We start from the raw sequence: 23,709 nt of genomic DNA, 5'->3' as shown, positions 1-23,709 counted from the left end.
CATTAGAATTTAAAGTTGTAAGAGATGGTAGGTATAGGAGAACCGAATACGGATAATTTGTATCCTTTTACTTCACCTCTATCCAAATCAAAATATAAAGAGAACGGGTTTTTACGGCCTAGCACATTATATACTGAAACCGACCAAAATGAATGAGCTCCTTTAGTGACTCTGTGCCCCCATTTAAGAGTTAGGCCAATGTCCATTCTGATGTAATCTGGAATGCGATATTCGTTTCTATCCGAGTAATTAAGAATTTCTATACCATTCAGTCTGTATAAGCCAGTAGGGAAGGTGATAGGTCGCCCAGAGTTATAAACAAAGTTATAAGAGAGCGAGAACCTATGAGTGACTTCGTAATTACTAACTAGGTTAATGGTGTGTGGCTTGTCATAATTAGTAGGAAAGTAGTTTCCGTTATTAACTACTTCTTCTTCAAATTGTCCATCCAGTTTAAGTAGAGTTCTGGCATAAGTATAGTTGAACCAACCATTCAGCCTGCCAGACTTCTTTAAAGAGAGTTCTACTCCATAAGATTTGCCTGGGCCTTGTAATGCGATAGATTCTATTCTGTCATTTAATAGAAAGTCGGCACCCGTCTTAAAGTCTAGCAGGTTATTAAGCTTTTTACCATAAATCTCAACAGAGCTCTCTAACTCTCCATCCAATAGGTCTTTATAGTAACCTAAAGACAGTTGATTACCAACCTGAGGTTTAATATAGGTATTGGAGAGCCTCCATAAATCAGTTGGTGAAAGTGAAGCACTGTTAGAAAGGGCGTGCAAATATTGTCTACTCCTATCATAGCTAAGCTTAATAGAGCTGGATTCATTTAGTAAGTATCTAGCTGCAAACCTAAACTCCGGACCATGATATGTCTTGATGAACTCACCTTTTCCGTGTGTTTCTTCACCTATTTTAGTATCTCCGTTTTTCGGTGCGTTATCCAGATAGAGATTAGTTGTGCCAGGGCCTAAATAAGTAAAGAAGCTGTATCGGAGCCCATAGTTGAAGCTTAGCTTATCACTGAACTCATGTTTGTCGGAGAAGTAGAGAGCTCCTTCAATTCCTTGTTCTCTATCTAATTCTACTCTAGTTGCAATAGATTCGCTTCCAATTGGGGTTTTTGTACCTGGGTTAATACTGTATCTTTTTAGTTCTAGCCCAAAATTGAAGAAGTGAAAAGCATTAAAGTCCTTATTGAAATCTGACTTGATTCCAATTTCTCTAATTCCAAAATCTTGAGAAAATGCATTTGCGGCCAATTGAGTTGCTTCAAAGTCATAGCTATACTGACTGTAAGTAGCGGTAAGGGATGCATCAAATGTTCCATCGAATCGGTGCCCCCATTTGGCCGAAGCCATTTGGTTCACATAAGAAAAATCTGAGAATGAAAAGAGTGTGTCTGAATTTAGACGAAAATCATCTTTACTATAGTATCCTGCAACGGTTAGTCTATCGTCTTGATTTATCTCATGGTCATACTTCACAATGAAATCACTAAACGACACTTTATTGTTCTTAAAGTCAGAATGTTTAATGCTTTCAAGAATCCAGTCAGAATATGTAATACGTCCGCTAGCCAAGAGGGAGGCTTTTTCTTTTACAATTGGAATTTCGGCAGTAACCCGTGATGTAATCGGTGATATTCCTCCTTCCACTCCAATTTTCTCTTTGTTCGCTGTTTTGGTTGTTATATCAAAAACAGATGATAGTCTTCCTCCTAAGCGAGCTGGAATTCCGCTTTTCATTACCTCTAAGCCTTCTAGAGCATCTGAGTTAAATACGGAAAAGAAGCCTAAGAAGTGAGATGCATTATAAACCGTTGCACCTTCAAAAAGGAAAAGGTTTTGATCTGATTTTCCTCCTCTAACGTTAAAGCCAGCCGCTCCTTCGCCAACAGTTTGAACGCCAGCAAAAGTAGTCGCTACTTTCAGAATGTCTTTTTCCCCAAGTACAACAGGTACTGTTTTGGAATCTTCTATGCTTAACCTTTCCATTCCAGTTGCTAGTTGCTCAACATTTGCTCCGCGGTTAGCTTCAACAACAATTTCATTAAGGGCTATTACATCAACCTCCATGTCAATATTCAGTTGACCATTAGAGAAAAGAATCAGGTTTCGCTTCGTTCTTTTCATACCAGTAAACTGAACCTGAATTACATGTTGGCCACTAACCAAATTGAGACTGTAAAACCCATCTGCTGAGGTAACGGCAGACTTATTCCCATTTGGAGTATATACAATTGCTCCTTCAATAGGCTCTCCAGTGTCTTTTTCTTTTACATAACCAACAAGAGTAGACGTTTTACCTGCTGTGAATTGAGCACGGCTTCCAATTTCAAAAACAAAGTTCTCTAGATCGTTGTCGTTTTGGGTTTCTCCTTTGTATTCCTTGGTAAACAATATCTCTTTACCTGATTCTTCTTGTGTGGTTGCTTTAGGAGTTTCTTCAGTGTTGTTCTGAGCCACCAAAGACGAGATTAGTTGTGGCGAGGTTATAATGTCTATACCATTGGTCAGGTATATCTTTCTAGCTTCAATGTGGTGCCTTATAGGAGTGCCTTCGAAAATACTTGCTAAAACGTTGTTTAATGGTGCTTTATTAAACGATCCACTAAACTCAAGCGAGTCTATCCATTCAGTTTTGTAATAAAAGCGATAGCTAGAACTATTCTCTATGTCTTCTATTACTTTTTCAATGCTAGCGCCCTGATAAGTATTGGTGAATGTAAATGATAAGTCTTGTGCGGCAACCTTCAAGCATGAAAGCAAAAGCATCAATATTAAAAAATGTTTCATGAAGTGATTATTGAATCACAATACTCTGCGATGTGAATTAAATGCTTCTCTTTATCCAAGGTTTTTAACTGCCTCGATTCCTTTGTTCTCATGAACTTCTTTATTTCCTTCTTATAATCTGGGAAACGTTTCAGTAATGATCGAGCATTTACTATTACCTCTTTTCTGTCACTGAAGAGTAAGTAGTACTTGTCTACGCGTTGGTACTGAAACTCGGTACCCTCTACAACTGAGTGTTTTGAGCTTTCTTTAATGAGCGAGAAATTATTTCCTTTAGAAAGAACTAGATAATAGCCCTTTGAATCTTTCCTAGCTTTAAGTACTCCTAACTCGGTTTCTATTTTATTTACTAGATTCTGATTGAGAGTAATTGGTTGTAAACTCAATGGGTTAAGAATGTATATTACCTGTTTCTCAAGGTCATATCTAAGCTTAGCATTGCTGTAGAAATGACTGTCATATGTAAGATCTGCAGTTACCCAGTCTTGAGACTTTTCTACAAAAAACACGCTTGATCTCCTTCTTGGTGGAGAAACTATAGGTAGAGCACCGATCATCGGCTTAACATTGGCAGAATCGAAATTGGCCTTGAACCAAGCATCAATATTGCCATCAAGATTAAAATCTTTAATGCTGTATTCTTGAGAGTAACTATCTAAGTGAACGAGAATAAAAAGAGTAAAAAAAATGAGCGTCTTCTTCATTGAGTTATAAGCTTCTTGTTGGCAGGTTTCGCCTATCTTGAAAGATTGATTGAAAAAGGTGTTTTTTCAAAGAGAATTCTTTCAATACATTGAAAGACTCTACAATCGGTAGAAATAACGATTTAGTAGGTATGGAACTGTTTATAGAAAATCTTGGATTGAACGGAGTGGGTTGTGTTGTTTACCGCATGTTTCAGATTTCTTGGAATTATTATTGGCTTAATTTATGCTAATCTATATTGCATTATGATTAACAGATTGATACTAGTTTTTATTTCCTTGACAGCCTTAAGTAGTCTGGCGTATGCCCAAAAAGCAGATGATATTTTGGGTACTTGGTTAACCGATGAAGGAAAGGCGCGAATTGAGGTTTATAAAGAGAATGGTAAGTACAACGGCAAGATTGTATGGTTAAAGGAGCCTAAAAATGAAGATGGTTCACTGAAACGAGATAAGGAAAACCCTGAAAAGGAGCTAAGAGATAGGCCAATAGTGGGCTTAAACCTCATAAAAGGGTTTGTTTTTGATGATGATCAGTGGGAAGATGGAGAAATCTATGATCCTGAAAGTGGAAAAACCTACTCTTGTAGAATTAAAATGAAGAAAGGGAAACTTGAGGTGAGGGGATATATAGGTGCACCAATGTTTGGGCGTACTGTTGTATGGTCTCGCTATAAATAGAGCCTTAATTTGCCTTCATCATTCGGAGTATAATGATGAGGGCAACAGACACCAAACCAGATATACCGGCTAGCAATGCGGAGATTATAAAGTCTTCCTGTGTCAGATTGAATTGCTCTTTACCAAAAATATAAACTATACCTACTGCAAATAAGAACAAGAAAAGGCATAAGGCCGCTCTGAATACCTTACGAAAGGTGTTTTTCATTAACTGATTTATAGTACTTATATCAATTAGGTGTATCTAGAGTAATCTATACGTTAGCTTATCAAGCTTTTTCCTCCATTCCCGTCTTCGGTTTTTTGACTTCAAGCTCTCCTTTAAAAGTTAATCACTATCCCTAGAGAAGGTAAAATGCCTGAGTTGTCAATATCTTCTATCAAAACCAGTTGCTTCGGTGTATTGATTTTGCCTTGAGCATCTCTGTCTAGTCCGTACTCTGGTTCGTTTGGTATGTCTTGACCAAACGCATTCTGCAATTCTAAAAACACATTGAACGTCCATTTGTTGAAATTCCACTTCTTATCTATTCTGATGTCAGTCTGGTTGAAAGTGTTCAACCTAACAGTTCCGAGTCTGTCATAGTCTCTCACAATTGCAGGGTAATTGTCTAAAGTAGCTGCTTGGTCTACAGGTGCGTATGGAGTTTGGCCCAGATATCGAGTTCTTGCACTGATCTCCCAGTTGTTGCCGAACTTATATCCGCCAGTGAATGTCAAGAGGTGATTACTATCCCAAGCGCTAGATCGGTAGACACCATCTAAGCCAGTGAATTCACTTTTGTACCAAGTGTAAGCCAAGATTGCGTAGTAATTATTGGTGAATTTCTTCTGATAAAGAAACTCCATTCCATAAGTTCTGCCTTCACCAGTACTGCTAATGTTTTCGTTTCCTAGCACAGAAAAGTCGCCACCTAAGTTGGCCAACGAAACTCCTTGACTCAATGAGACAGGGTAGTTGTCGTACTTTTTAAAGAAACCCTCTAGGGTGAATCTAGATGACGGATTAAGTAAATATTCCAGACCTAATACAGCATGGTCACTTCTTATATACTCAGCATTTTTATTGACCAATGAACCTGCCTCAGTGTAACCCAAAATGGTGTAAGGAGGAATCTTAAAGTATCTGCCCAAAGATGCGTTTACAGACCACTTCTTTTGTGTGTCGAAGGTGTAGCTGGCTGAAAATCTGGGGCTTATGGTTTTTGAAAGATCATTGCCGCTCTCGGTAAAGCTATTACCATCAACTCTGATACCTAGTGAGTATTTGAGGCGATCATCTGCTGAGGCTGAAGACGCTTGAAATGAGGCTCCATATTTGGTGAAGGAAATTCGGTTGTCAAAGTTATTACTGTTCACTAAGTCTAAGCTGTTGTTGTCATAGCTTACAAACTGTAAACTAGCAGTGCTAACCAAGGTCCAATTGCCTCTAAAACGAGTTCTGTTATATCTAAATTTAGTTTCGGCTTCTGTAGAAAGGTTTTGAAGGTAAAGACCGGTTTGGTTCACATTATCCTCGAATCTTTTGAAATCATTCTCTAGTCTATTATTGCTCAAAGAAAGCGTACTGAAGCCCTTTCCGTATTTGTTTCTGCGCTTCCAACTTACTCCAATGGTGTTAGTCTGTTGCTTAATAATCGGAACTTGGTCCAACGTAGCCTGCTGCTCAGGATCATACTCATCAGGTACGTTTATACTGAAATCATCAATGGAGCCAACGCCTGTTACCAGTATTTCATTATACTCATCAATTTCATGAGTCACCTTATATTGATAATCCCAATAATCTGGTAAAAAGGGGAGGTCTATGGCTTGAAAAAGAAACTGTAAATATGATCTTCTGGCCGAAGCAATAAAGGAGGTTTTTGAAGCTTCATTATCTCCCTTAAAAAGTGGGCCTTCAAAGGTTAAGGCACTTTCACTACTACTCAACCTGAAGTTGGTTCGGAAGTCACGGTTGTTTCCTTTCCTTTGGTCGAACTGCAGAACACCAGAGAGTGCATTGTCATATTGGGCAGCGAAGGCCGAGGTTGAAAGTGTAACTCCTTCAAAGAAACTAACATTTAAAAGTCCTACAGGTCCGCCCGCACTTCCTTGTGTAGCAAAGTGGTTGATGTTTGGAATTTCAATTCCATCTAAATAATAGACGTTTTCATTAGGCGCGCCACCACGAATAATAATGTCATTTCTGAAGCCTCCGACTGAGCCCGATACGCCAGGAAGTGACTGTACAACTTTAGCAATATCATTGTTTCCGCCAGGGTAGGTGGCAATTTCTTCTCTAGATAGCTTTTGAATGGAAAGTGGGGTTTCTTCAATTTTGAGGAATGGGTTGGCCGTTACTACTATTTCACCAAGTTCAGAGACAGTTTCTTTCAGTTCGAAGTTTACATCTGGATTTCCTCCAGAACGGATTACTACATTGAACTTGCTTTGAGTTTCGTAGCCCACAAATGAAACTTGGATGGTAAAGGTTTCAGTCGGGAGGTTTTCTAAAGTGTAGAAACCTTGAGCATCTGTAATGGCTCCAGTTTGCAGTTCAACTACTTGAACTGTGGCACCGGGAATAGATTCGCCAGTCTTTGAATCTGTTACGTAACCAGAGAGGTTTCCTTTACTTTGAAAAGCGGCCAAGGGCAATGAAACCAATAGCGTTAGGAGAAAAAATAAGTGTCGCATAGTATAGTGTACATGAGACAAACTCAAGTTGTAAAAAAAGGGTTTGAGACTTTTGAGTTTATTTAGCCTCTGCAGGATTATTAAATAGTTTTTTATCGGCTACAAAAGTGCCAAAGGGTAGTAAGGAGGCAATTAAAGCTAAAAACGTTTTCCACATGCTCCATTTGTATTTTGAACCCACAAGTACTACAAAAACACAGTATAGCACGAAAAGAACACCGTGAGCCAAACCAATAGGATGAGTGGGTTCAGGTGTGTTGAACCAGTATTTCAAAGGCATACATATACCAATCAATAATAGGTATGAAATTCCTTCAAGTATGGCGAGTAGCTTCAGGGTTTTGAGCATTAGTTCTTTTTGTGTTTGGTCGCAAATCTCAAAGATCAAATCTCAAATTCCAATTTTTGGAGTGCATTAGATCGAATATCTAAAATCGTAAATCATCAATCTAGTAGCCGCTTTTAGATTTCAACTGTTTTTTTAAAGTTGAATGTGTTAGTATTGAAGAAGATTAAAAACGAAAACTACCCATATGAAAAAGGTTTTATTCCTATCGGGCTTGTTGATGCTGATTTTTACCCAAAACGGGCACGCACAAGATAAGCTCAAAAACATGCCTGGCTATGATCAGTATAGCAAAATGGCTCCTCAATTACGTGGTTCAGTAGACTATGGAACAATTTCAGCTAAATGGGCTGATGATGGCAGTAGCTTCCAATACGTGAAAGATGGTAAGCTTTGGAAGTACGATGTAAAGAAAAAAACTACTGAAGATTTAGGTACTCCTCCAAGACCAGAAAGAAGATCTTGGAACCGTCCAGCGAGAGGTCGTCAGTATGCTTCTGCAGAGGCGCCAAATGGCCAATTGAAGGCTTTCCATAAAGACAGAAATATGTACATCAGCAATGCCGATGGTAGCAACGTGCAAGCCATTACTACTGATGGAAACATGGAAAATAAAATGAAATATGGTATCGCTACTTGGGTTTATGGCGAAGAATTGGGCCAAAATACTGCCATGTGGTGGTCGCCTGATAGCAAGAAAGTGGCTTTTTACCGATTCAACGAGCAAGGTGCTAAGCAATACTATGTTTTGCTAGATCAGCTGAAAATGTACGATTCACTAGAAGTGATGTCTTACCCTAAAGTAGGTGAGCCTAACCTTCCGGTAGATTTGATGGTGTACGATTTAGAGACTAAGAAAACGACTTTACTAGATACTAGAGGTGGTAAGTCTTTCGAGGATGGGCCTTTAGGAACCTATTTATATGGTGTAGAGTGGACTCCTGATGGAAGTGAGTTGCTTTTCCATAGCACTAACAGAAAGCAAGATATTATGGAGCTTAGAGCTGCTGACCCTGTAACAGGAAAAAGCAGAACGGTTGTTAGAGAAGAGTGGTTGCCAAGCTTTACCAAAAATACGCCTGAAATGCGTTGGTTAGAAGATGGTAAACGTTTTATCTGGGCTTCGGAAAGAACAGGTTTCAATAACTACTACCTATATAATGTAGACGGAACTTTAGAGGCTACTATTACTAATCATCCATTTGAGGTGGCAAACATAGTAATGGTCGATGAGAAAAAAGAGCAACTGTATTATATGGCAAGAAGTGGTGAAAACCACATGAAAATGCAATTGCATAGAGTTGGTTTAGATGGTAAGAAAGACACCAGAATGACTGACCCTGCTTATAATCACTCGGTATCGCTCTCTCCTGATGGCAAGTACTTCATCGATATTCAGCAGACGCATAACATTGCTCCGTTTACTAATTTAGTAGATAGCAAAGGGAAGGTTATTGCTGAATTGGCTAAGAGCGACATGACTAAGTTCAACGAGCTTGGTTTCAAAACAGTGGAGGCTTTCACATTCACTGCTGCAGATGGTAAAACCGAGCTTCATGGCTTGCTGCATTTTCCTTCTAACTTCGACCCAAATAAGAAGTACCCTTTAATTTTGGCTAACTATGGTGGGCCTGCCACTAACGAGTTCAGAGAGACTTTTACCATGCCTAGTTCTTTGACAGAATATGGTTTCTTAGTAGTAGATGTTGATGGTAGAAACGTAAGAGGTCGTGGTAAGAGAATGCTCGATGAGATTTATGGAAAGCTAGGTCAGGTAGAAATGGATGACTTTGCTGAAGGAATTAAGTCGCTTTATGACAGACCTTATTTCGATAAAAATAGAGTAGGGGTTTATGGTACTTCTTACGGAGGAACTACTTCTGCTACTTGTCTGCTTAGACACCCTGATGTTTTCCACGCTGCGGTTGTAAACTCTGCAGTTACTGATTGGAGATACTATGATAATATTTACACTGAGCGTTATATGAACTTGCTTGAAAATAACCTAGAGGGTTATGAGAAGTTCAGTTTAATGAATCAGGCAGATCAATTAGAAGGTGAGATCATGATTTTCTTCGGAACAAGTGATAATAATGTTCACCCTCAGAATTCACTAGCATTCATTAACGCATTGCAAAAGGCTGGAAAGAGCTTCGAAATGCAGATTGGTCCAGACCAAGGGCATACTGCACTTGACTCTCGCAGAATGATGGAGTTCTTTATTGAGCACCTCGTGATGAAAAACGGAATGGCTTTAGACTTGAAGAGATAATCTTCAAGTCTTCTGAATACGAATTAGGCTGTCTTAAAAACAACTATTGTCGTCATTCCCAGCTTGACTGGGAATCTCTATTGGCCTTGAGTGCCAACTTGGTGAGATTCCTGATCACAGTCGGTAATGACAGTTAGTTTTTAAGACAGCCTATTTTTATGTCTGAAAGTCTAGCTGCATTTTCTCTATTCGCTCAGAAAGCATTTCTGTAGTGAATCTTTCGCGTAACCTATCGACCATAATTGGGAAGCAGAAAGGAGTGGGTTTGCTCAGTTTCTTTAATAGAATAGTTTGCTTGTTAATGCGTTCTAAAGATTCGGTAAGTCTAGACCTTTCAAACTGAAGGCTCAGTACTTCTTCATGCGCCTGTTTGAGCAGTAAGTTCTCAGGGTCATAATCTTCAAAAACTTTATAGATCATGGTAGATGATGCCTGCAAGTGTTTGTAGGTCATTCCCTTGCCCGGGTAGCCCTGAAAGATGAGCCCAGCGATAGTAGCGATGTCTCTAAACTTTCGCTTGGCCATTTCTGTGTTGTTGATGCTCGCCTTAATATCATCTAGTAAGTTTTCCATTGAAAACAGATCTAGCTCAAGAAAATCTTCAATCTCAATATCTAAATCGGTGAGTACTTCAAAACCGTAGTCATTTGAGGCAATGGAAAAGCTTATAGGTTGGCTTACTGAAATTCTATAAGCTACTAAAGCAGCCAGTACTTCGTGTACATATTTACCTTCAAAAGGGTAGAAGTAGATGTGTGTCCCTTCATCAGATTTTATTTGCTCTATGAGTAATTCATTCTCTTTTGGAAGTGCTGAAAGTCTTGCTTGCTTCTCTAGCAAAGGTGCAATGGTCTTCATTTCAACTCCTTCGAACTTTGAAATAGAGGCATCGTGAATCTTTCTTCTAAGTTGATCAGAAAGGAGCGAAGTAAACGAGGCTTTGCCACCTCCCCAACGTGGAATTGGACCTGTTTTCTTCTTCGAATTCCTTACTTGGGCCGTTAAGTCCTTAAACCTAACCAAGGCCAAGTTCTTCCCTGCAAACCAAAAGGTATCTCCTTCTTTGAGTTGGGCAATAAATGATTCTTCAACTGTGCCAATGTATGTGCCAGATGTGTATTTGACTTTCACTACTGGGTCGCCTACAATAGTACCCATAGAAAGTCTATGTCGCATGGCTGTTTTTCGGTTATTCACCTTCCACAGTCCATCATTCATAATTTCCACTTTGGCAAATTCATCGTAGGCACTAAGTGAGTTCCCTCCAGTAGAGATAAACTCTAAACACCATTGCCATTCTTGGTCGGTTAGGTCTTTGTAGGCGTTGGTACTTTGAACATGAGCTCTCACTTCGTCAGGGTAAAAACCTGGGCCAACTGCTAGTGTGACTAAATACTGTACGAGTACATCGTAGCAAAGTAGGAGTGGTGTTCTACTTTCGAATTGATGGGTTGCAATGGCTTCTTTGAGTACAGCTGCTTCAATTAATTCAAGAGAGTGTGTCGGCAAGAAGTATATTTTACTCGTTGCGCCTGGCCGATGACCGCTTCTTCCTGCCCGCTGAAAAAAACGGGCTACGCCTTTAGGTCCGCCTACTTGTATGACCATATCTACAGGCCTAAAGTCTACACCTAAGTCTAAACTCGAGGTACAAACTACGCACTTGAGTTTACCAGCATGGATAGCTTCTTCAACCCATTGCCTTACCTGCAAGTCTAAAGAACCGTGGTGCATGGCGACAAGCCCCATTAAATCTGGTACTTTCTCAATTATGGTTTTGTACCAAATTTCGGTCTGCGATCGAACATTGGTGAATAATAGAGTAGAAGTATGTTCATCGAGAATAGGAGTTATTCTCGGTAGCATGTTCAGTCCCAAATGACCAATCCACGGAAGCGTATCTACGGAGTCTGGTAAAATGGTTTCTACCTCAATTTTCTTGTCGATTTTGGCTTTTACAATTTCGCACTGTTCATATTGATCACCCAAAAGCACTTTTGCGGCTTCTTCTAGGTTGCCAATGGTTGCAGAAACTGCCCAAGTTTGGATTGGTTTGGGGTTAAGGTGCCTGAAGTAAGCTAGTGCTAGCTCCATCTGAACGCCTCTTTTACTTCCCACCAGTTCATGCCATTCATCTACAATGACAGCTTTGAGGTTGGCGAAAGTTTTTGGTGCATTTTTCTGTGCTAATAGCACATGAATACTCTCAGGTGTGGTAACCAGCGCCTGAGGCATGTTCTTGGTTTGAGCTTGCCTTTCTTTTTGGCTGGTATCGCCCGTTCTTAGGCCAATTTCCCAGTCTAAGCCCATTTCGCGACAGCAGGTGCTCATTGCTGAATGAATGTCTTTGGCTAGTGCTCTTAACGGAGTTACCCAAATTACTTGCAGGCCTTTAGCTTTCTTAGGGTTTTGCAGCGCTTGCAGAACGCAGGCTAACCAAATGGCGTAGGTTTTTCCGCTTCCGGTTGGGGCGTTAAGCAGTCCACTTTTGCAATGTAGATAGGCACTCCAGCATTGTTGCTGAAAATCGAAGGCTTGCCAACCTTTTGAGTTGAACCAATTAAGGGCAGGGCTTAAATCTTTTTGAGTCTTCAAAGCTATTATTGAAAGAGACTCAAAATACTAGATATAGTTTTAAGTTTTCGATTCTATTTACTGGTAAAACAAGAGTTTGCTTCAATTACAGTATTACAGAGTACTAAATGAAATAGGATGAGGGCTTGGTGCTTCCCTTAATCTTTATTGGTCACAAAAGGAGTTAGGACTATGCGCTTTAGTGAATTTGTTTCAGCTTCTATAAAGCATCCTGGAATTTAAGATGTACGCCCCGATAATGCTCGGGGTTTGATTGACGTCAATCGTAAATCTAATCCTGAAAACTTTCAGGACGTACATTTTCTAAGTCGGTCATTCAAAGCGACTTTCAGTTGCTTCTAAAACTATGGTGCTTTCAGCCCGTAGTGGTTATTTAAAAAGTAGCGTTATAGTCAATCTTCATGTTCATCAATCTGAGTTGATTAGAATTGCCGCCAACCTTTAATGGACCTCCATTGTAGTAGCCGAGGTTTTTTCGCGCTTCTATCAGCAATAAGTACTCATTCTGATTGGTGTCTATTTGATAGAATCCGCTTTTATTTGGCCTTACTATAAACTTAGGCTTAATGTCATTCTTTTCAAGCTTCTTTAAATCGTAGAAGTCCGTGCCGTCTTTTTGAACTTTCGCTTCCTGAATTTGCTCTAAGTAAGAACTCTCGTATAAATAAAGTTCGTTTCTAACTGTATCTGGCTTTTTTGTTTCACCATCGGTAGAGGGCATAAAATTGCCATTGTATTCTAGTACGTGGCCATAGTAGCCATTAATAATAGTCGGTTCAGTTATTTTGTTGCTGATTTTAACATCGAAAGAAAAGTAGTAGTCGTCTTGAATTGGCACTTGTTCTTTCTTACATGAACACACCGCTACTAATAAAATCAGGCCTAATAGAATATTCTTACCGCTCATTCGACAATTATTTAAGGGCACGAAATAAATAAATTCTGTTTCTAAATCAGTCATTCATTCGGTTAAAGATTCCTAAAACCTGAATTATACTGGATGACTGATTCTTTTTAGGATGGCTATATTGTGTGTTTTAGCATCGGATTGGTTGATATTAAAGGTCATAATGCAACCGATTGTATTAGTTGTGTTGATTTTGGTTAAAAATTGAACTTCAATTAAGGTATTTTTAGATATGCGTATTGAAATACCTAGAGAAGTAGAAAGGTTCGGCCCAGTTCAGATTCACGATGTCCAAAAGGTTTGGGAGTTAGATGCAGGACTTAAGCTTAAGGAGCTTGAACCCAAAGAAAAGGAAAGAAGGGTAATAACTCGAATCTCATACGAGTCGCTCCAAGACATTCAAGAGCAGATGGCCATTGTGGTGCCTATTAAGGACGAAAAGATTAAACTGCTAGAAGGTGTTTTGGCTGGTATTCCGCATGAGTGCCTTGTGATTTTGGTTTCTAATAGCAAGAGAGAACCTGTGGATAGGTATAAAATTGAAATGGACGCACTCAATCATATGAGTAAGTTCATGAAGAAAGATATTTTTATCGCCCATCAGAAAGACCCCTTATTAGCGCAAGCCTGTAAAGATGCAGGCTATGAATACATTCTAGATGATAAAGGGGAGGTGAGAAGTGGTAAAGCCGAGGGTATGATCCTTAGCACTATTCTGGCGTATTTGTGTGGTAAAAAATACATCGGTTTTATCGATTCAGATAACTACTTCCCTGGCGCTGTATATGAGTATGTTCAAGAGTATAGTGCTGCTTTGTATAGTGCTAAATCAGACTATTCTATGGTTCGGATAGCTTGGCATAGCAAGCCTAAAATTGTGGAGTCGAGCCTGTTTTTTGCTAAAAGAGGAAGGGCCTCGGAACACACCAACAAAGTGTTGAACATGCTTATGAGTAGCTATACTGGCTACGGTACGGAAATAATTAAAACTGGAAATGCCGGTGAACATGCCATGAGCATGGATTTGGCATTGAATATAGATTATTCTTCTGGCTATTCTATTGAGCCATACCATTACATCAATGTATTGGAGCGTTTTGGAGGTGTTATTGATTCACCAAGTGCCGATGTAATGAAGCAAGGTATTCAGTTTTTTCAAATAGAAAGTAGAAACCCTCATCTACATGAGGTAAAGGGTGATGAGCATGTGAAATCGATGAGCCGTGAAGCGATGGAGGTAATCTATAGATCTCCTCTCTGCCCAGATCATCTGAAGCAAGAAATACTGATAGATTTATATAATAGAGGTTTACTAAAGGAAGGGGAAGAGATGCCTGAAACAGTGCGCTATTACCCAGCATTAACCAAAGTAAATATGCTCAAATTTAAACAGGCTTTAGCCAAAGCTTCATTTGCCGAATTCCTCAAGGCAGATTTATCGAAGTATAAGCACAAGAATGGAAAAAAGAAATTGGCGAGAGAAACTGTGAAATCGAAAGATCATTTACCAGACCCCCATGAACAACTAGAAATAAAATGAGAAAAGTACTTTTAAGCGACTTGGATGGAACGCTCTTGGATTTGAAGAGCTACTCATTTGCTCAGTCTGAAGCATCAGTCAATGAGCTGAAAGAGGAAGGAGTTCCAATTGTTTTTTGTAGCTCAAAGTCTAGGGTAGAGCAGGAGTTTTACAGAGGTGCACTGGGTATAGAAGATCCTTTTATAGTAGAAAATGGATCGGCCATATTTATTCCAAGAGGCTATTTCAGCAAGAAAATACCTTTTAATTCTTATGTAATCGATGATTTTGAGGTGATTACCATAGGTAAGCCAGTGGGCTTTATTAGAGATATTATTCATCAGGCCAGAACATACTTAGGTCTTTCATTTACCTGCTATTTCGATTTATCGGCTGAAGATGTTTCAATGTATACTGGCTTAGATCTTAGGTCTAGCCGAAGGGCTATGCAAAGAGAGTTTTCGGAAACCATATTAAAAGGTGATGTAAACGATGGGTTTTTGGACTTTCTAAGTCATAACAAGCTCAAAAGTATTCCGGGAAGTAAGTTTCAGACAATCATTTCTAGCAATGCAGATAAAGGTAAGGCAGTTGATATACTTTTGGCGCTTTATGAAAATGAATGGGGAGAAGTGAAAAGTTATGGTGTGGGAGATAGTGTCAATGACTTTGAAATGCTTCAAACGGTAGACGATCCTTACTTGGTGCAACGGCCAGGGAGTCAATGGGCGGAATTAGGTGATGTGACTATTAAAAACGTTCAGGGCATTGGGCCAGCAGGATGGAATAAGGTGTCTAGAATTTTGCTAGAGTCATAAGTAAAAAGGCCACTGTTTCCAGCGGCCTTTTCAATGAGCTTTTATTGATGGTTACTTACCATTCCAGTGATCTTTCAATACAATTGCTTCATTACTGTCGCTCTTGCCGTTCATTTCTACTACTACCTTGTAGGTGCCAGGGCCAATGCCTCTAGTAGTATATTTCATTTGAGCAACTCTGTTCTGCACTTGCTCCTCGCTCATACCAAACCTTCTAAATCTGTCGGCCATAGAGTTAAGATCATCTTGTGAGCGTTCACCAGTAATTTCTACAAATCTCCAATTGTAAGTATTTAAACCAGCTTTGGTATCTACTTCAGTTTTGTAGATTTCCTTAGAACCTCTGTAGATTTTAAGTGTAGCCTTACCTGCAGATTTGGTGTAGAAATGTATGTGACTTCCCGGTTGTCTGCTTTCTCCATTAAAGTTGGTGTAAGCAGTTACGTTGCTTAAACCGCTTACGTATTGAACCGCAGGAACAATATCGAATAGGGTTACATCTGAAGTAAGTGTCTGAGCATTCATTCCCTGTAGAGGGGCAATGTCAGCAATAAATATACCTCTACCGTGAGTAGCAACTACCAATTCGTTTTCTCTCGGGTGAATAACCATGTCATAAGCAGGGTTTGTTGGCATTCCGTTCATGAACTTAGTCCAGTTTTTACCACCGTCAATACTTGCGAATACGCCAAGCTCAGTACCTGCAAATAGTAGGTTAGGGTTGTTGTGGTCTTCTCTGATTACGTTTACACCAGCTGGCTCTATACCGTTAGCAATAGAAGTCCAAGTTTTACCCCAGTCGGTGGTTTTGTATAGGTAAGAAGTAAAGTCATCCCTTCTCATACCATTGAAAGAAACATAAGCAGTACCAGGTACGTGAGCAGAGGCTTCAACTCTAGTTACCCAATATCTTGGGTTGTTCGGAATATTTGCATTCAGGTTAGTCCAATTCTTACCACCATCGGTAGTTACATGCACATTGCCATCATCTGTACCAACCCAAAGCTCGTTAGGGTCAATTGGAGACTCTTCTAAAGTAGTAATTGTTCCATACTGAATGTTTCCTGTTCCGTTGGCTTTAACTTCATCGTTATCGGTAAGGTCACCGCTTATTTCTGTCCAGTTCTCACCTCTGAAGTTAGATCTCAATACTTTGTTTCCTGCATGGTAAATTACATCTGGATTATGCTGAGATACTACAATTGGAGCGTTCCAGTTCCATCTCATGCTTCTGTCGCCAGTATATCTTATGCCTGATGATTCGCCAGTTTCCAAATCAAGTCTTTGAAGTGGGCCAAACTGAGATTCGTTGTATAAGTAACGGTTGTTGCTTCTGTCGATAACGTTGTACATACCATCTCCACCGCCAGTTCTTTGCCATGCTTCGAACGGAATAGATCTGCCATCTTTAGAAGTACTTGGTCCTCTAACAGAACCATTGTCTTGTAAACCACCATATACATTGTATGGATAAGCCATATCTACATCTACAGCATAGAATTGAGCCAAAGAAATTTCATCTGGGTGGTACCATGTAGCACCGGCATCATAGGTAATTCCCATACCGTGGTCATAACCTAAAAGCATGTGTTTAGAGTCGGCTGGGTCAATCCACATGGCGTGGTTGTCTCCACCAAACCTGAAAGGAGTACCCCAAGTTTTTCCACCGTTTTTAGTTTCCCAAACCTGAATACCTAAAACGTAAACATGATCTTCATCATTAGGGTCTACTCTAACTTGCTGATAGTAGTAAGAAGGATAACCACCAATATCTTCGCCATCAGGGCTAATCTTTCTCCAGCTTTCGCCACCATCATCAGAGCGGTACATTTCAGTTCCAACTACAGATTGTCTTCTTCCCAAAGGAATACCAACTTCTAGCATGTTTCTTCTCTCTGCATCAGACATGCCTTCAACGTTTACATTCTCAACGTTAGCATATACAACTTTAGAGTTTCCAGGAGCGTAGGCTACTCCAATTCTCCCTAAGAATCCACCTGGAAGACCATTGCTCAACTTCTTCCAGTTTTTACCACCATCGGTAGATTTGTAGATGCCACTACCTTCACCACCTTCGTTGAAAGTCCATGGTCTTCTAATTTTGTCATAAGCTGCTGCAATTAGTGTGTTAGGGTCGTCCGGGCTCATGGCCACATCTACCACGCCAATGTATTTGCCATCAGCTCTTTTAACTTCAAGCACCTTGGTCCAGCTTTTTCCACCATTAGTAGTTTTGTATAAACCTCTTTCTGGATTCTCCGAATAAAGCTTACCCAAAGCAGCTACATATACTACATTTGAATTATTCGGGTCGATAAGAATTCTGCCAATATGATGAGATTCTGGAAGTCCCATGTTTTTCCAAGTCTCACCACCATCGGTAGACTTGTAAACGCCATTACCCCAGTATGAGCTTCTCGAGTTATTGGCTTCTCCTGTTCCTACCCATACAACACTAGTGTCTTTTTGATCTAGTGCCACAGCACCAATAGATGCTACGCTTTCTTGGTCGAATTGAAATTTCCAAGACTGTCCGTTATTAGTAGACTTTAAAAGGCCACCAGATGCCGTAGCTGCGTAGATTACTTTAGGTGATTTTTCCATCACCGCAAAATCAACGTATCTACCTCCCTGACGAGTAGGGCCAATCTCTCTGAATTCGATCGATTTTACTACCTGATCAGGTATTTTTTGAGCCATTGATTCGGGTACGGATATCAGAGTCAAAAGACTCACCGCAATCAATGATCTGAATGTTTTTACAGTAAGATTCATCATATTTTAAGGTTAAAGCGTTTAAATTAATTCAAAATACATCTAGTACAAAGGTCAGTTTCTCCATTTACACCAGTGGCTATTTATTTGGAGCTAAAGGAAGCGTTATGTTTAGGGGCTTCGTTCTGATGAGGTGTTAGATTTGTGTATTCGTTAATAGGTTATTTATGAAGAAGTTTCTGTTAGTACTGTGTTTTTTTGGTGGCTTTTTATCAGTTAATGCACAAGAGGACTTACAAGAAGTGTACAAAGCTGCTGTAGAAGCCTATGAAGCTCGAGATTACGATTCATTTTTAGAGAACATTAGGCAAGCTGATGAATTAAGGCCTAACCATCCTGGTATAGTTCCGAAGTTGGCGGCTGCCTGGGCATTGACAGGGCGTAAAATTAGAGCCATTCAAACGTTGAAGCAGATGGTGTTGATGGATGCTACTTTTGATTTTCAGAATAACCCTGATTTTGAAAGTCTAAAAAGGCATAAGAACTATCAAGATTTAATAGAGCTTCAAGAAGAATTGGGGAGTACTGAGGTTCACGATGAATTATTTAGGGTAATTAATGCAGCTGAAATACATCCAGAAAGTTTTGTTTTGATGGATAGTGGAGAGATGCTGCTTGGAAGTATAAGGGAAAGAAAAATTGTAAAGGTAGATACGAACGGACTCGTTTCTGACTGGTTAGAAGTGCCCTACGGAGTAATGGGTATGAAGTATAATGAAGAAACGAACCATCTATGGGTAGCTTCTTCGGCATTGTCACAAATGAAGGATTTTAGTTCCGATGATCAAGGTAAATCTATGATCCTACAGGTTGATGTTTCTGAAGCTCAGATATTACAAGGAGTTGAATTTAATGATGGATCAGTCATTGGAGATTTGGTTCTCGATAAAGAGCAAAGAATTTGGTATAGTAATAGTTCTAAGCCTTACTTGGTAAGAAACGTAACCGATACTGCTCAATATTTTGGCCCATTCGCTAGAAAGTACTTCGATTTAGATGGGAGTCATTTCAACCTACAGGGTCTAACATTGAACGATAGTGAAAACTACCTCTATTTCGCTGATTATGTCAGTGGTATTTACCGAATTAATATGGATAATGAAGACGATATTGAGAAAGTATATGCTCCTTCATCTTCTCTGCTGAAAGGGATTGATGGTCTATATTTTTACAATAACACCTTAATAGCCATCCATAATGGAACTAAGCCTTACCGAGTGATGCAGTATTTCTTGAATGAGCGTGGTGATTTTATAGACGTAGAAAGGGTGATCAATAGAGGAGGAGAGAGCTTGGGGGAGCCAACATTAGGTCAGGTTAAAGATGGTTACTTTTACTACTTAGCTAATAGTCCATGGGGCGCTTATGATGAATCAGGAAACTTTAATGCCAGCCAAGCCAAGGCCATAGAAATAAGAAGGATTAAACTAGATTAACATGGGGAAGGCCTGGTAAATTAATAGGTTAATGCAGTAGAGATTTTTTGATTTTCTCATGTCATACCCATGCCCAGCTGTCAGCTTTAGCCTTCTGTCCCGACTTCCGACTTCCATCTCCTCACTCTAAGACTTTAACAACAAGCTGCACTTCCTCCTGCTCTCGACTCCTTTTCAGCTTAAAGCTCTCTACTTCCGTCTCCTAACTCCCGACTTCCGACTTCTGTCTGCTTCCCGCTTTTTCCCTATCTTTCATTTTTTAACTTCTGAGAATGCGCAAGTTCAAATTTCCTTCGGCCTATACCACTCTGTATATCATTATTATCATCTCGGCTTTAGCTACCTGGTTATTGCCCGCAGGAAGCTATGATCTACTAACTTATACCGATGGGCAGTTTTTGGTTGAGGGGAGCAAGTCGGCTACTTTACCTGGGACTCAGGCTACCTTGGACAGTTTGGGTTTGCAAATGGAGTTGAGCAAGTTTGAGGAAGGCAAGATCAAAAAGCCAGTTTCAATCCCCAATACTTATGAACAAGTTGACGCTAATCCTCAAGGGCTTAAAGCTATCCTATTCGCGCCAATCAAGGGTATTTACGATTCCATAGATATCATTCTCTTAGTCATTATTATTGGAGGGTTCATAGGTGTTTTTCAACTTTCAGGAGCTTTAGAGCGAGGTGTTGGCTTTATTTCTGAAAAGCTAGAAGGGCGAGAAAAGTGGCTCATCATCATCACTATGACGCTCATCGCCTTGGGAGGAACAACCTTTGGTATGCAAGAAGAGACCATCGCTTTTTATCCCATATTGGTTCCCATATTCATTGCTGCTGGATACGATTTATTAGTGCCTGTTGCTGCTATTTACATTGGTTCCTGTATCGGGCTAATAGGAGCTACGGTGAATCCGTTTAGTACAATTATAGCCTCAGATGCTGCAGGAGTAAGCTGGACTTTAGGGCTCTACAGTCGCTTGATCATGATGGTTCTTACAGGTGTAGTGGCCATTACTTACGTGGTTCGTTATGCCGAAAGAGTAAAAGCTGACCCTACCAAATCTCTGCTCCACGGTCTGGATATTAAAAACCCTTTTGCTAAAAAGCAGGTGACTGATCCTGGAGCTATGACTCCTCTTACTTGGGTGTTATTGACGTTGTTTGCGTTGTCCTTTATTGTGATGGTTTACGGAGTAGCTGTTTTGGGTTGGTGGCTAGAAGAAATGACAGCTTTGTTCTTGGCTGCAGCCTTGATCATTGGCCTATTGCAAAGAACTTCCGAAGCTAAATTTGTGGAGGCTTTTATAGATGGCGCCAAAGACCTGTTAGGAGTAGCGCTCATCATCGGTATTGCCCGAGGTATTACCATTATGATGAATGAAGGAATGATTTCTGGAACACTGCTCAATGAAGCAAGCGACTTGGTAAGCAGTACTTCCCCCTTGGTGTTTTTGCCTGTATTGATGATAGTGTTCTTTGTTTTGGCCTTCTTTATCAGCTCATCTTCTGGATTAGCCTTGGTGAGTATGCCAATTATGGGTGCCCTGGGGAATGTAGTTGGTGTGCCATCCGAAGAAATTGTCAATGCCTATCTGTTCGGCTTTGGCATGATGCAGCTTTTCACCCCTTCGGGTTTAGTCTTGCCATCTCTTGCTATGGTAAACGTACCCTATAATGTATGGGTGAAATTCAACCTAAAGTTGCTTTATATGCTGGCACCTTTAGGTGCTATTGTGCTAATTCTGGGGTATTTGCTGTGATTCTTTTAGAGAGAATAAGGGGTTAGGAAAATATTACCTTCCTTTTTTTAAGCCACTCTCTGATTGGCTGTTGATTGATCTTGTGTGCTTTCCAAACTTCTTCACACCATTCCCTAATCTTTTGGTCTCTCTCACTTCCTTCCGAAGCATTCATAATTGACTGGATTGAAAAGTCTATAGGTTCTACGGCATACTGAATTTTTGGCCAATCAGATTTATCGGAAGATAGACTTACATGTACATTCTGAACTTCTTTGCCTGTAAAGTCATATTCTAGAAACAAGCATAAGCCTAAGAGCCCATAAACTGATTTAATAATTTTAGTCTCTGGATTTAGGTATTGCACTGCATAGGCGTCTACAACATGCTGGTGTATAAAGTATTCCTTATTTGGATGGGCCAAGCTATAGAATGAAAGCTCATGAAATAGCTGAAGTTCAGTCTTGATTTCCATTTTTATCCCTCCAGAATTCGTCTGAACTCTGCTAGTGCAGCACCGTTTCCAATTACCGTAATTTGGTCGCCAATCAGTAGGTGAGTGTTACCATGAGGAATGAAGACTTCTCCACCACGTTTCTGAATTACCAAGGATCCGGTTTGTGGGAAGGCAACTTCTTTAACCAGTTTTCGGTTAATCTGCTTATTGCTAATGCTAATTTCTTCAATTCTATAGACATCGAAGCTAGTGGAAAGTGAGTCGATGGCATTAGGTCTAAGTACCATGTCTTCAATGTGGCCTGCTAAAAGCTCTTCATGGTCTACAGTCTTAATTCCTTCGAAATTATTGTCAACCAAGTCGTGTGTTACCGACTGCCTTCGGGTGATGATTTTACTGTGCCTCAACTCATTCTTTAAGTAAGCCGTAAGTTGTTGGTTCAAGAAGTTAGACTCTGTGAGCACCACTACCAAGTCACCACTCAGAATATTAAGGTTTTTGAGTAGCTCAGGGGTGAGTTTGGTCTTTTCAAACGGTAAACTCTTTTGGTCAAACTGTTGAATAATCTCCTCCCGCTGAAGGTAAGTCATAAAAGAAATGTCGTGCAATTTGAAGCGCTCCGCTAGTAATAAACTCGCTCGGCTTCCGCCAATGACTAACACCTTTTTGTGCTCTTCATCTTTCTTATTCAATGAATTGTAAATCATTGGGGCTAGGAGACAAGTAATGATTGAAGCGGTTACAAGGGCTGCGTTTTCTGACTCCGTGAGTACTCCTAATGACAAGCCAATTTGGGCGCCAGCTACAGTTTCTCCCAATCTGGCAGAGAGTAGATTTCCTCCAGCAAAGGCCTTTTTAAATCCAAACAAGCGGACCAAACTCAGGGCCGGAATTGTTTGAGTAATAAAGAATGCCGCTACTAAAAGCAGAATAAAGCCGTAAGATTCGCCAATATTATAAAGGCTCGAAACATCGAGATTTATTCCTACACTAATGAAGAAAATGGGAATAAAGAATCCATAGCCCATTCCGTCTAGTTTAAACAGAAGGGCAGAACGGTCTTTGGTTATGAAGAGGCTAAGTAACAAGCCTGCAAAGAATGCCCCTAAAATGGGTTCCGTTTCAACAGCCGAGGCAATCACCACAAACGCAAAGAATAGTGCTACAGCACCTCTTACTTTAATCTGGTTGGCAGCATGCTCTAATCGGTAAATCACTTTTTGGAAGGTCCTTACTCTGTTGAGTTTTTTGCCTATAGCATGAAAAACCAAGAAGGCTATAAATAGCAAATTAAAGAGCAAGAGCTCAATGTCTAATCCATTTTTAACGTAGCCCGAGTAAATTGAAATAAGTAATATACTGAGCAGGTTGGCAATGCTTCCTTGCATTAACAAAATCTGACCAAACTTGCGTTTAATTTCTCCACTAGCCTTAAGTATTGGCACAGTGATGCTAATGCCTACAGTAGGGAAAAGCAAGGCATAGTAGATCACATTTAGCTCATGAAACTGACTGATAAGCCAGAGGGCGGGCAAGGAAAGCAGAAGAGTGCCAAGGTAAATTCCCATGGCCAACATAAAAGTATTAGTAAGAATAGATGATGCCTTAAACCTTAAGGAGCTAAGTGAATTGATAATTTTGTTTACATCTATTTCTAGACCAACTAGGAATATTAAAAAGAGAAAACCAGTATAGGAGAGAAACTCCATATACGGGGTTTCATGTACAAGATCTAAAACAAAAGGGCCAATAACTACCCCTAAAATAATCTCGACAATAACGGAAGGTACCTTGCCTATTTCAAACCAAGAAAGGATTAAAGGCACAGCCCATGCTATGGCAAAGATGAGGAGTAAAGGATAGTAGTCGAGTTCGTGCATTGAAAAAGTTCAAGTGGATTGCGCCTAAAATAATACTAAAGAATTAAAACGAAATGTCCACTGGTAAATTCTTATTCATCAAGAATACGCATTTCATTGCTTGAGT

At 40.0% G+C, this 23,709-nt stretch carries 16 protein-coding genes; 6 read left to right on the top strand and 10 right to left on the bottom strand.

Annotated features, from left to right (window positions below):
• Nucleotides 1-2: 2 nt before the first annotated feature.
• Nucleotides 3-2,801: a carboxypeptidase-like regulatory domain-containing protein gene (locus T7867_RS17345; protein ID WP_068221580.1), complete on the bottom strand. Its 2,799-nt coding sequence runs from the start codon at nucleotides 2,799-2,801 to the stop codon at nucleotides 3-5.
• The gene (locus T7867_RS17340; protein WP_068221582.1) at nucleotides 2,798-3,505 is read right to left on the bottom strand and encodes a hypothetical protein; all 708 of its coding nucleotides are present in this window, start codon (nucleotides 3,503-3,505) and stop codon (nucleotides 2,798-2,800) included. The genes T7867_RS17345 and T7867_RS17340 overlap by 4 nt, the downstream gene beginning before the upstream one ends.
• Before the next feature lie 246 nt (nucleotides 3,506-3,751).
• Between T7867_RS17340 and T7867_RS17335 the strand changes: the two genes are divergently transcribed.
• Nucleotides 3,752-4,186, top strand: coding sequence for a DUF2147 domain-containing protein (locus tag T7867_RS17335; protein ID WP_068221585.1), 435 nt, complete (start codon nucleotides 3,752-3,754; stop codon nucleotides 4,184-4,186).
• Nucleotides 4,187-4,190: 4 nt separating this feature from the next.
• Here the strand turns inward: T7867_RS17335 and T7867_RS17330 are convergent, their stop codons facing one another.
• The 3 genes from T7867_RS17330 to T7867_RS17320 form a co-directional block, all read right to left on the bottom strand.
• Complete coding sequence (locus T7867_RS17330; RefSeq protein ID WP_068221587.1) at nucleotides 4,191-4,394, bottom strand: hypothetical protein; 204 nt, start codon at nucleotides 4,392-4,394, stop codon at nucleotides 4,191-4,193.
• A 113-nt stretch (nucleotides 4,395-4,507) separates the two neighbouring features.
• Entirely contained in the window at nucleotides 4,508-6,865 is a 2,358-nt protein-coding gene (locus T7867_RS17325) for a TonB-dependent receptor (RefSeq protein WP_322299607.1), read from the bottom strand.
• A 58-nt stretch (nucleotides 6,866-6,923) separates the two neighbouring features.
• Complete coding sequence (locus tag T7867_RS17320; protein WP_068221593.1) at nucleotides 6,924-7,214, bottom strand: DUF3817 domain-containing protein; 291 nt, start codon at nucleotides 7,212-7,214, stop codon at nucleotides 6,924-6,926.
• 184 nt (nucleotides 7,215-7,398) lie between these two features.
• Here T7867_RS17320 and T7867_RS17315 point away from each other — a divergent pair, with 184 nt between their 5' ends.
• Nucleotides 7,399-9,483: a S9 family peptidase gene (locus tag T7867_RS17315; protein ID WP_068221595.1), complete on the top strand. Its 2,085-nt coding sequence runs from the start codon at nucleotides 7,399-7,401 to the stop codon at nucleotides 9,481-9,483.
• A 156-nt stretch (nucleotides 9,484-9,639) separates the two neighbouring features.
• Here T7867_RS17315 and T7867_RS17310 read toward each other — a convergent pair whose 3' ends face one another.
• Nucleotides 9,640-12,078 carry a ligase-associated DNA damage response DEXH box helicase gene (locus T7867_RS17310; RefSeq protein ID WP_089082294.1) on the bottom strand — a complete coding sequence of 813 codons (2,439 nt, stop codon included), beginning with the start codon at nucleotides 12,076-12,078 and terminating at the stop codon, nucleotides 9,640-9,642.
• A gap of 373 nt (nucleotides 12,079-12,451) precedes the next feature.
• Nucleotides 12,452-12,985, bottom strand: a complete 534-nt coding sequence (locus tag T7867_RS17305) for a hypothetical protein (RefSeq protein WP_068221599.1) — start codon at nucleotides 12,983-12,985, stop codon at nucleotides 12,452-12,454.
• Nucleotides 12,986-13,217: 232 nt separating this feature from the next.
• On the opposite strand from T7867_RS17305, the gene mpgS reads away from it, so the two are divergent.
• Nucleotides 13,218-14,525, top strand: a complete 1,308-nt coding sequence (mpgS, locus tag T7867_RS17300; protein ID WP_068221601.1) for a mannosyl-3-phosphoglycerate synthase — start codon at nucleotides 13,218-13,220, stop codon at nucleotides 14,523-14,525.
• Nucleotides 14,522-15,322, top strand: a complete 801-nt coding sequence (locus tag T7867_RS17295) for an HAD-IIB family hydrolase (RefSeq protein WP_068221603.1) — start codon at nucleotides 14,522-14,524, stop codon at nucleotides 15,320-15,322. The genes mpgS and T7867_RS17295 overlap by 4 nt, the downstream gene beginning before the upstream one ends.
• A 51-nt stretch (nucleotides 15,323-15,373) precedes the next feature.
• Here T7867_RS17295 and T7867_RS17290 read toward each other — a convergent pair whose 3' ends face one another.
• Nucleotides 15,374-18,100, bottom strand: a complete 2,727-nt coding sequence (locus T7867_RS17290; protein ID WP_245660236.1) for a WD40/YVTN/BNR-like repeat-containing protein — start codon at nucleotides 18,098-18,100, stop codon at nucleotides 15,374-15,376.
• 164 nt (nucleotides 18,101-18,264) lie between these two features.
• Between T7867_RS17290 and T7867_RS17285 the strand changes: the two genes are divergently transcribed.
• Both T7867_RS17285 and T7867_RS17280 read left to right on the top strand, forming a co-directional pair.
• Nucleotides 18,265-19,533 (top strand): tetratricopeptide repeat protein, encoded by a 1,269-nt coding sequence (locus T7867_RS17285; RefSeq protein ID WP_322299606.1) that lies wholly within the window; start codon nucleotides 18,265-18,267, stop codon nucleotides 19,531-19,533.
• Nucleotides 19,534-19,805: 272 nt separating this feature from the next.
• Nucleotides 19,806-21,287 carry a YfcC family protein gene (locus T7867_RS17280; RefSeq protein ID WP_322299605.1) on the top strand — a complete coding sequence of 494 codons (1,482 nt, stop codon included), beginning with the start codon at nucleotides 19,806-19,808 and terminating at the stop codon, nucleotides 21,285-21,287.
• Nucleotides 21,288-21,309: 22 nt separating this feature from the next.
• Here T7867_RS17280 and T7867_RS17275 read toward each other — a convergent pair whose 3' ends face one another.
• Nucleotides 21,310-21,741, bottom strand: a complete 432-nt coding sequence (locus tag T7867_RS17275) for a DUF5946 family protein (protein ID WP_322299604.1) — start codon at nucleotides 21,739-21,741, stop codon at nucleotides 21,310-21,312.
• Between the two features lie 2 nt (nucleotides 21,742-21,743).
• Complete coding sequence (locus T7867_RS17270) at nucleotides 21,744-23,603, bottom strand: cation:proton antiporter domain-containing protein (RefSeq protein ID WP_322299603.1); 1,860 nt, start codon at nucleotides 23,601-23,603, stop codon at nucleotides 21,744-21,746.
• Between the last annotated feature and the right edge of the window lie 106 nt (nucleotides 23,604-23,709).

This window comes from Roseivirga spongicola (assembly GCF_034376045.1).
GTDB lineage: Bacteria > Bacteroidota > Bacteroidia > Cytophagales > Cyclobacteriaceae > Roseivirga > Roseivirga spongicola.
This window is presented reverse-complemented; position numbering and strand designations above follow the sequence as displayed.

Excerpts from the sequence above, each read along its gene's own strand:
- T7867_RS17325 (WP_322299607.1), bottom strand. The coding sequence starts at position 6,865 with ATGCGACACTTATTTTTTCTCCTAACGCTATTGGTTTCATTGCCCTTG.
- T7867_RS17285 (WP_322299606.1), top strand. The coding sequence starts at position 18,265 with ATGAAGAAGTTTCTGTTAGTACTGTGTTTTTTTGGTGGCTTTTTATCA.
- T7867_RS17270 (WP_322299603.1), bottom strand. The coding sequence starts at position 23,603 with ATGCACGAACTCGACTACTATCCTTTACTCCTCATCTTTGCCATAGCA.
- T7867_RS17330 (WP_068221587.1), bottom strand. The coding sequence starts at position 4,394 with ATGAAAAACACCTTTCGTAAGGTATTCAGAGCGGCCTTATGCCTTTTC.
- T7867_RS17295 (WP_068221603.1), top strand. The coding sequence starts at position 14,522 with ATGAGAAAAGTACTTTTAAGCGACTTGGATGGAACGCTCTTGGATTTG.
- T7867_RS17320 (WP_068221593.1), bottom strand. The coding sequence starts at position 7,214 with ATGCTCAAAACCCTGAAGCTACTCGCCATACTTGAAGGAATTTCATAC.
- T7867_RS17305 (WP_068221599.1), bottom strand. The coding sequence starts at position 12,985 with ATGAGCGGTAAGAATATTCTATTAGGCCTGATTTTATTAGTAGCGGTG.
- T7867_RS17280 (WP_322299605.1), top strand. The coding sequence starts at position 19,806 with ATGCGCAAGTTCAAATTTCCTTCGGCCTATACCACTCTGTATATCATT.
- T7867_RS17275 (WP_322299604.1), bottom strand. The coding sequence starts at position 21,741 with ATGGAAATCAAGACTGAACTTCAGCTATTTCATGAGCTTTCATTCTAT.
- T7867_RS17290 (WP_245660236.1), bottom strand. The coding sequence starts at position 18,100 with ATGATGAATCTTACTGTAAAAACATTCAGATCATTGATTGCGGTGAGT.
- T7867_RS17335 (WP_068221585.1), top strand. The coding sequence starts at position 3,752 with ATGATTAACAGATTGATACTAGTTTTTATTTCCTTGACAGCCTTAAGT.
- T7867_RS17345 (WP_068221580.1), bottom strand. The coding sequence starts at position 2,801 with ATGAAACATTTTTTAATATTGATGCTTTTGCTTTCATGCTTGAAGGTT.
- T7867_RS17315 (WP_068221595.1), top strand. The coding sequence starts at position 7,399 with ATGAAAAAGGTTTTATTCCTATCGGGCTTGTTGATGCTGATTTTTACC.
- T7867_RS17340 (WP_068221582.1), bottom strand. The coding sequence starts at position 3,505 with ATGAAGAAGACGCTCATTTTTTTTACTCTTTTTATTCTCGTTCACTTA.
- mpgS (WP_068221601.1), top strand. The coding sequence starts at position 13,218 with ATGCGTATTGAAATACCTAGAGAAGTAGAAAGGTTCGGCCCAGTTCAG.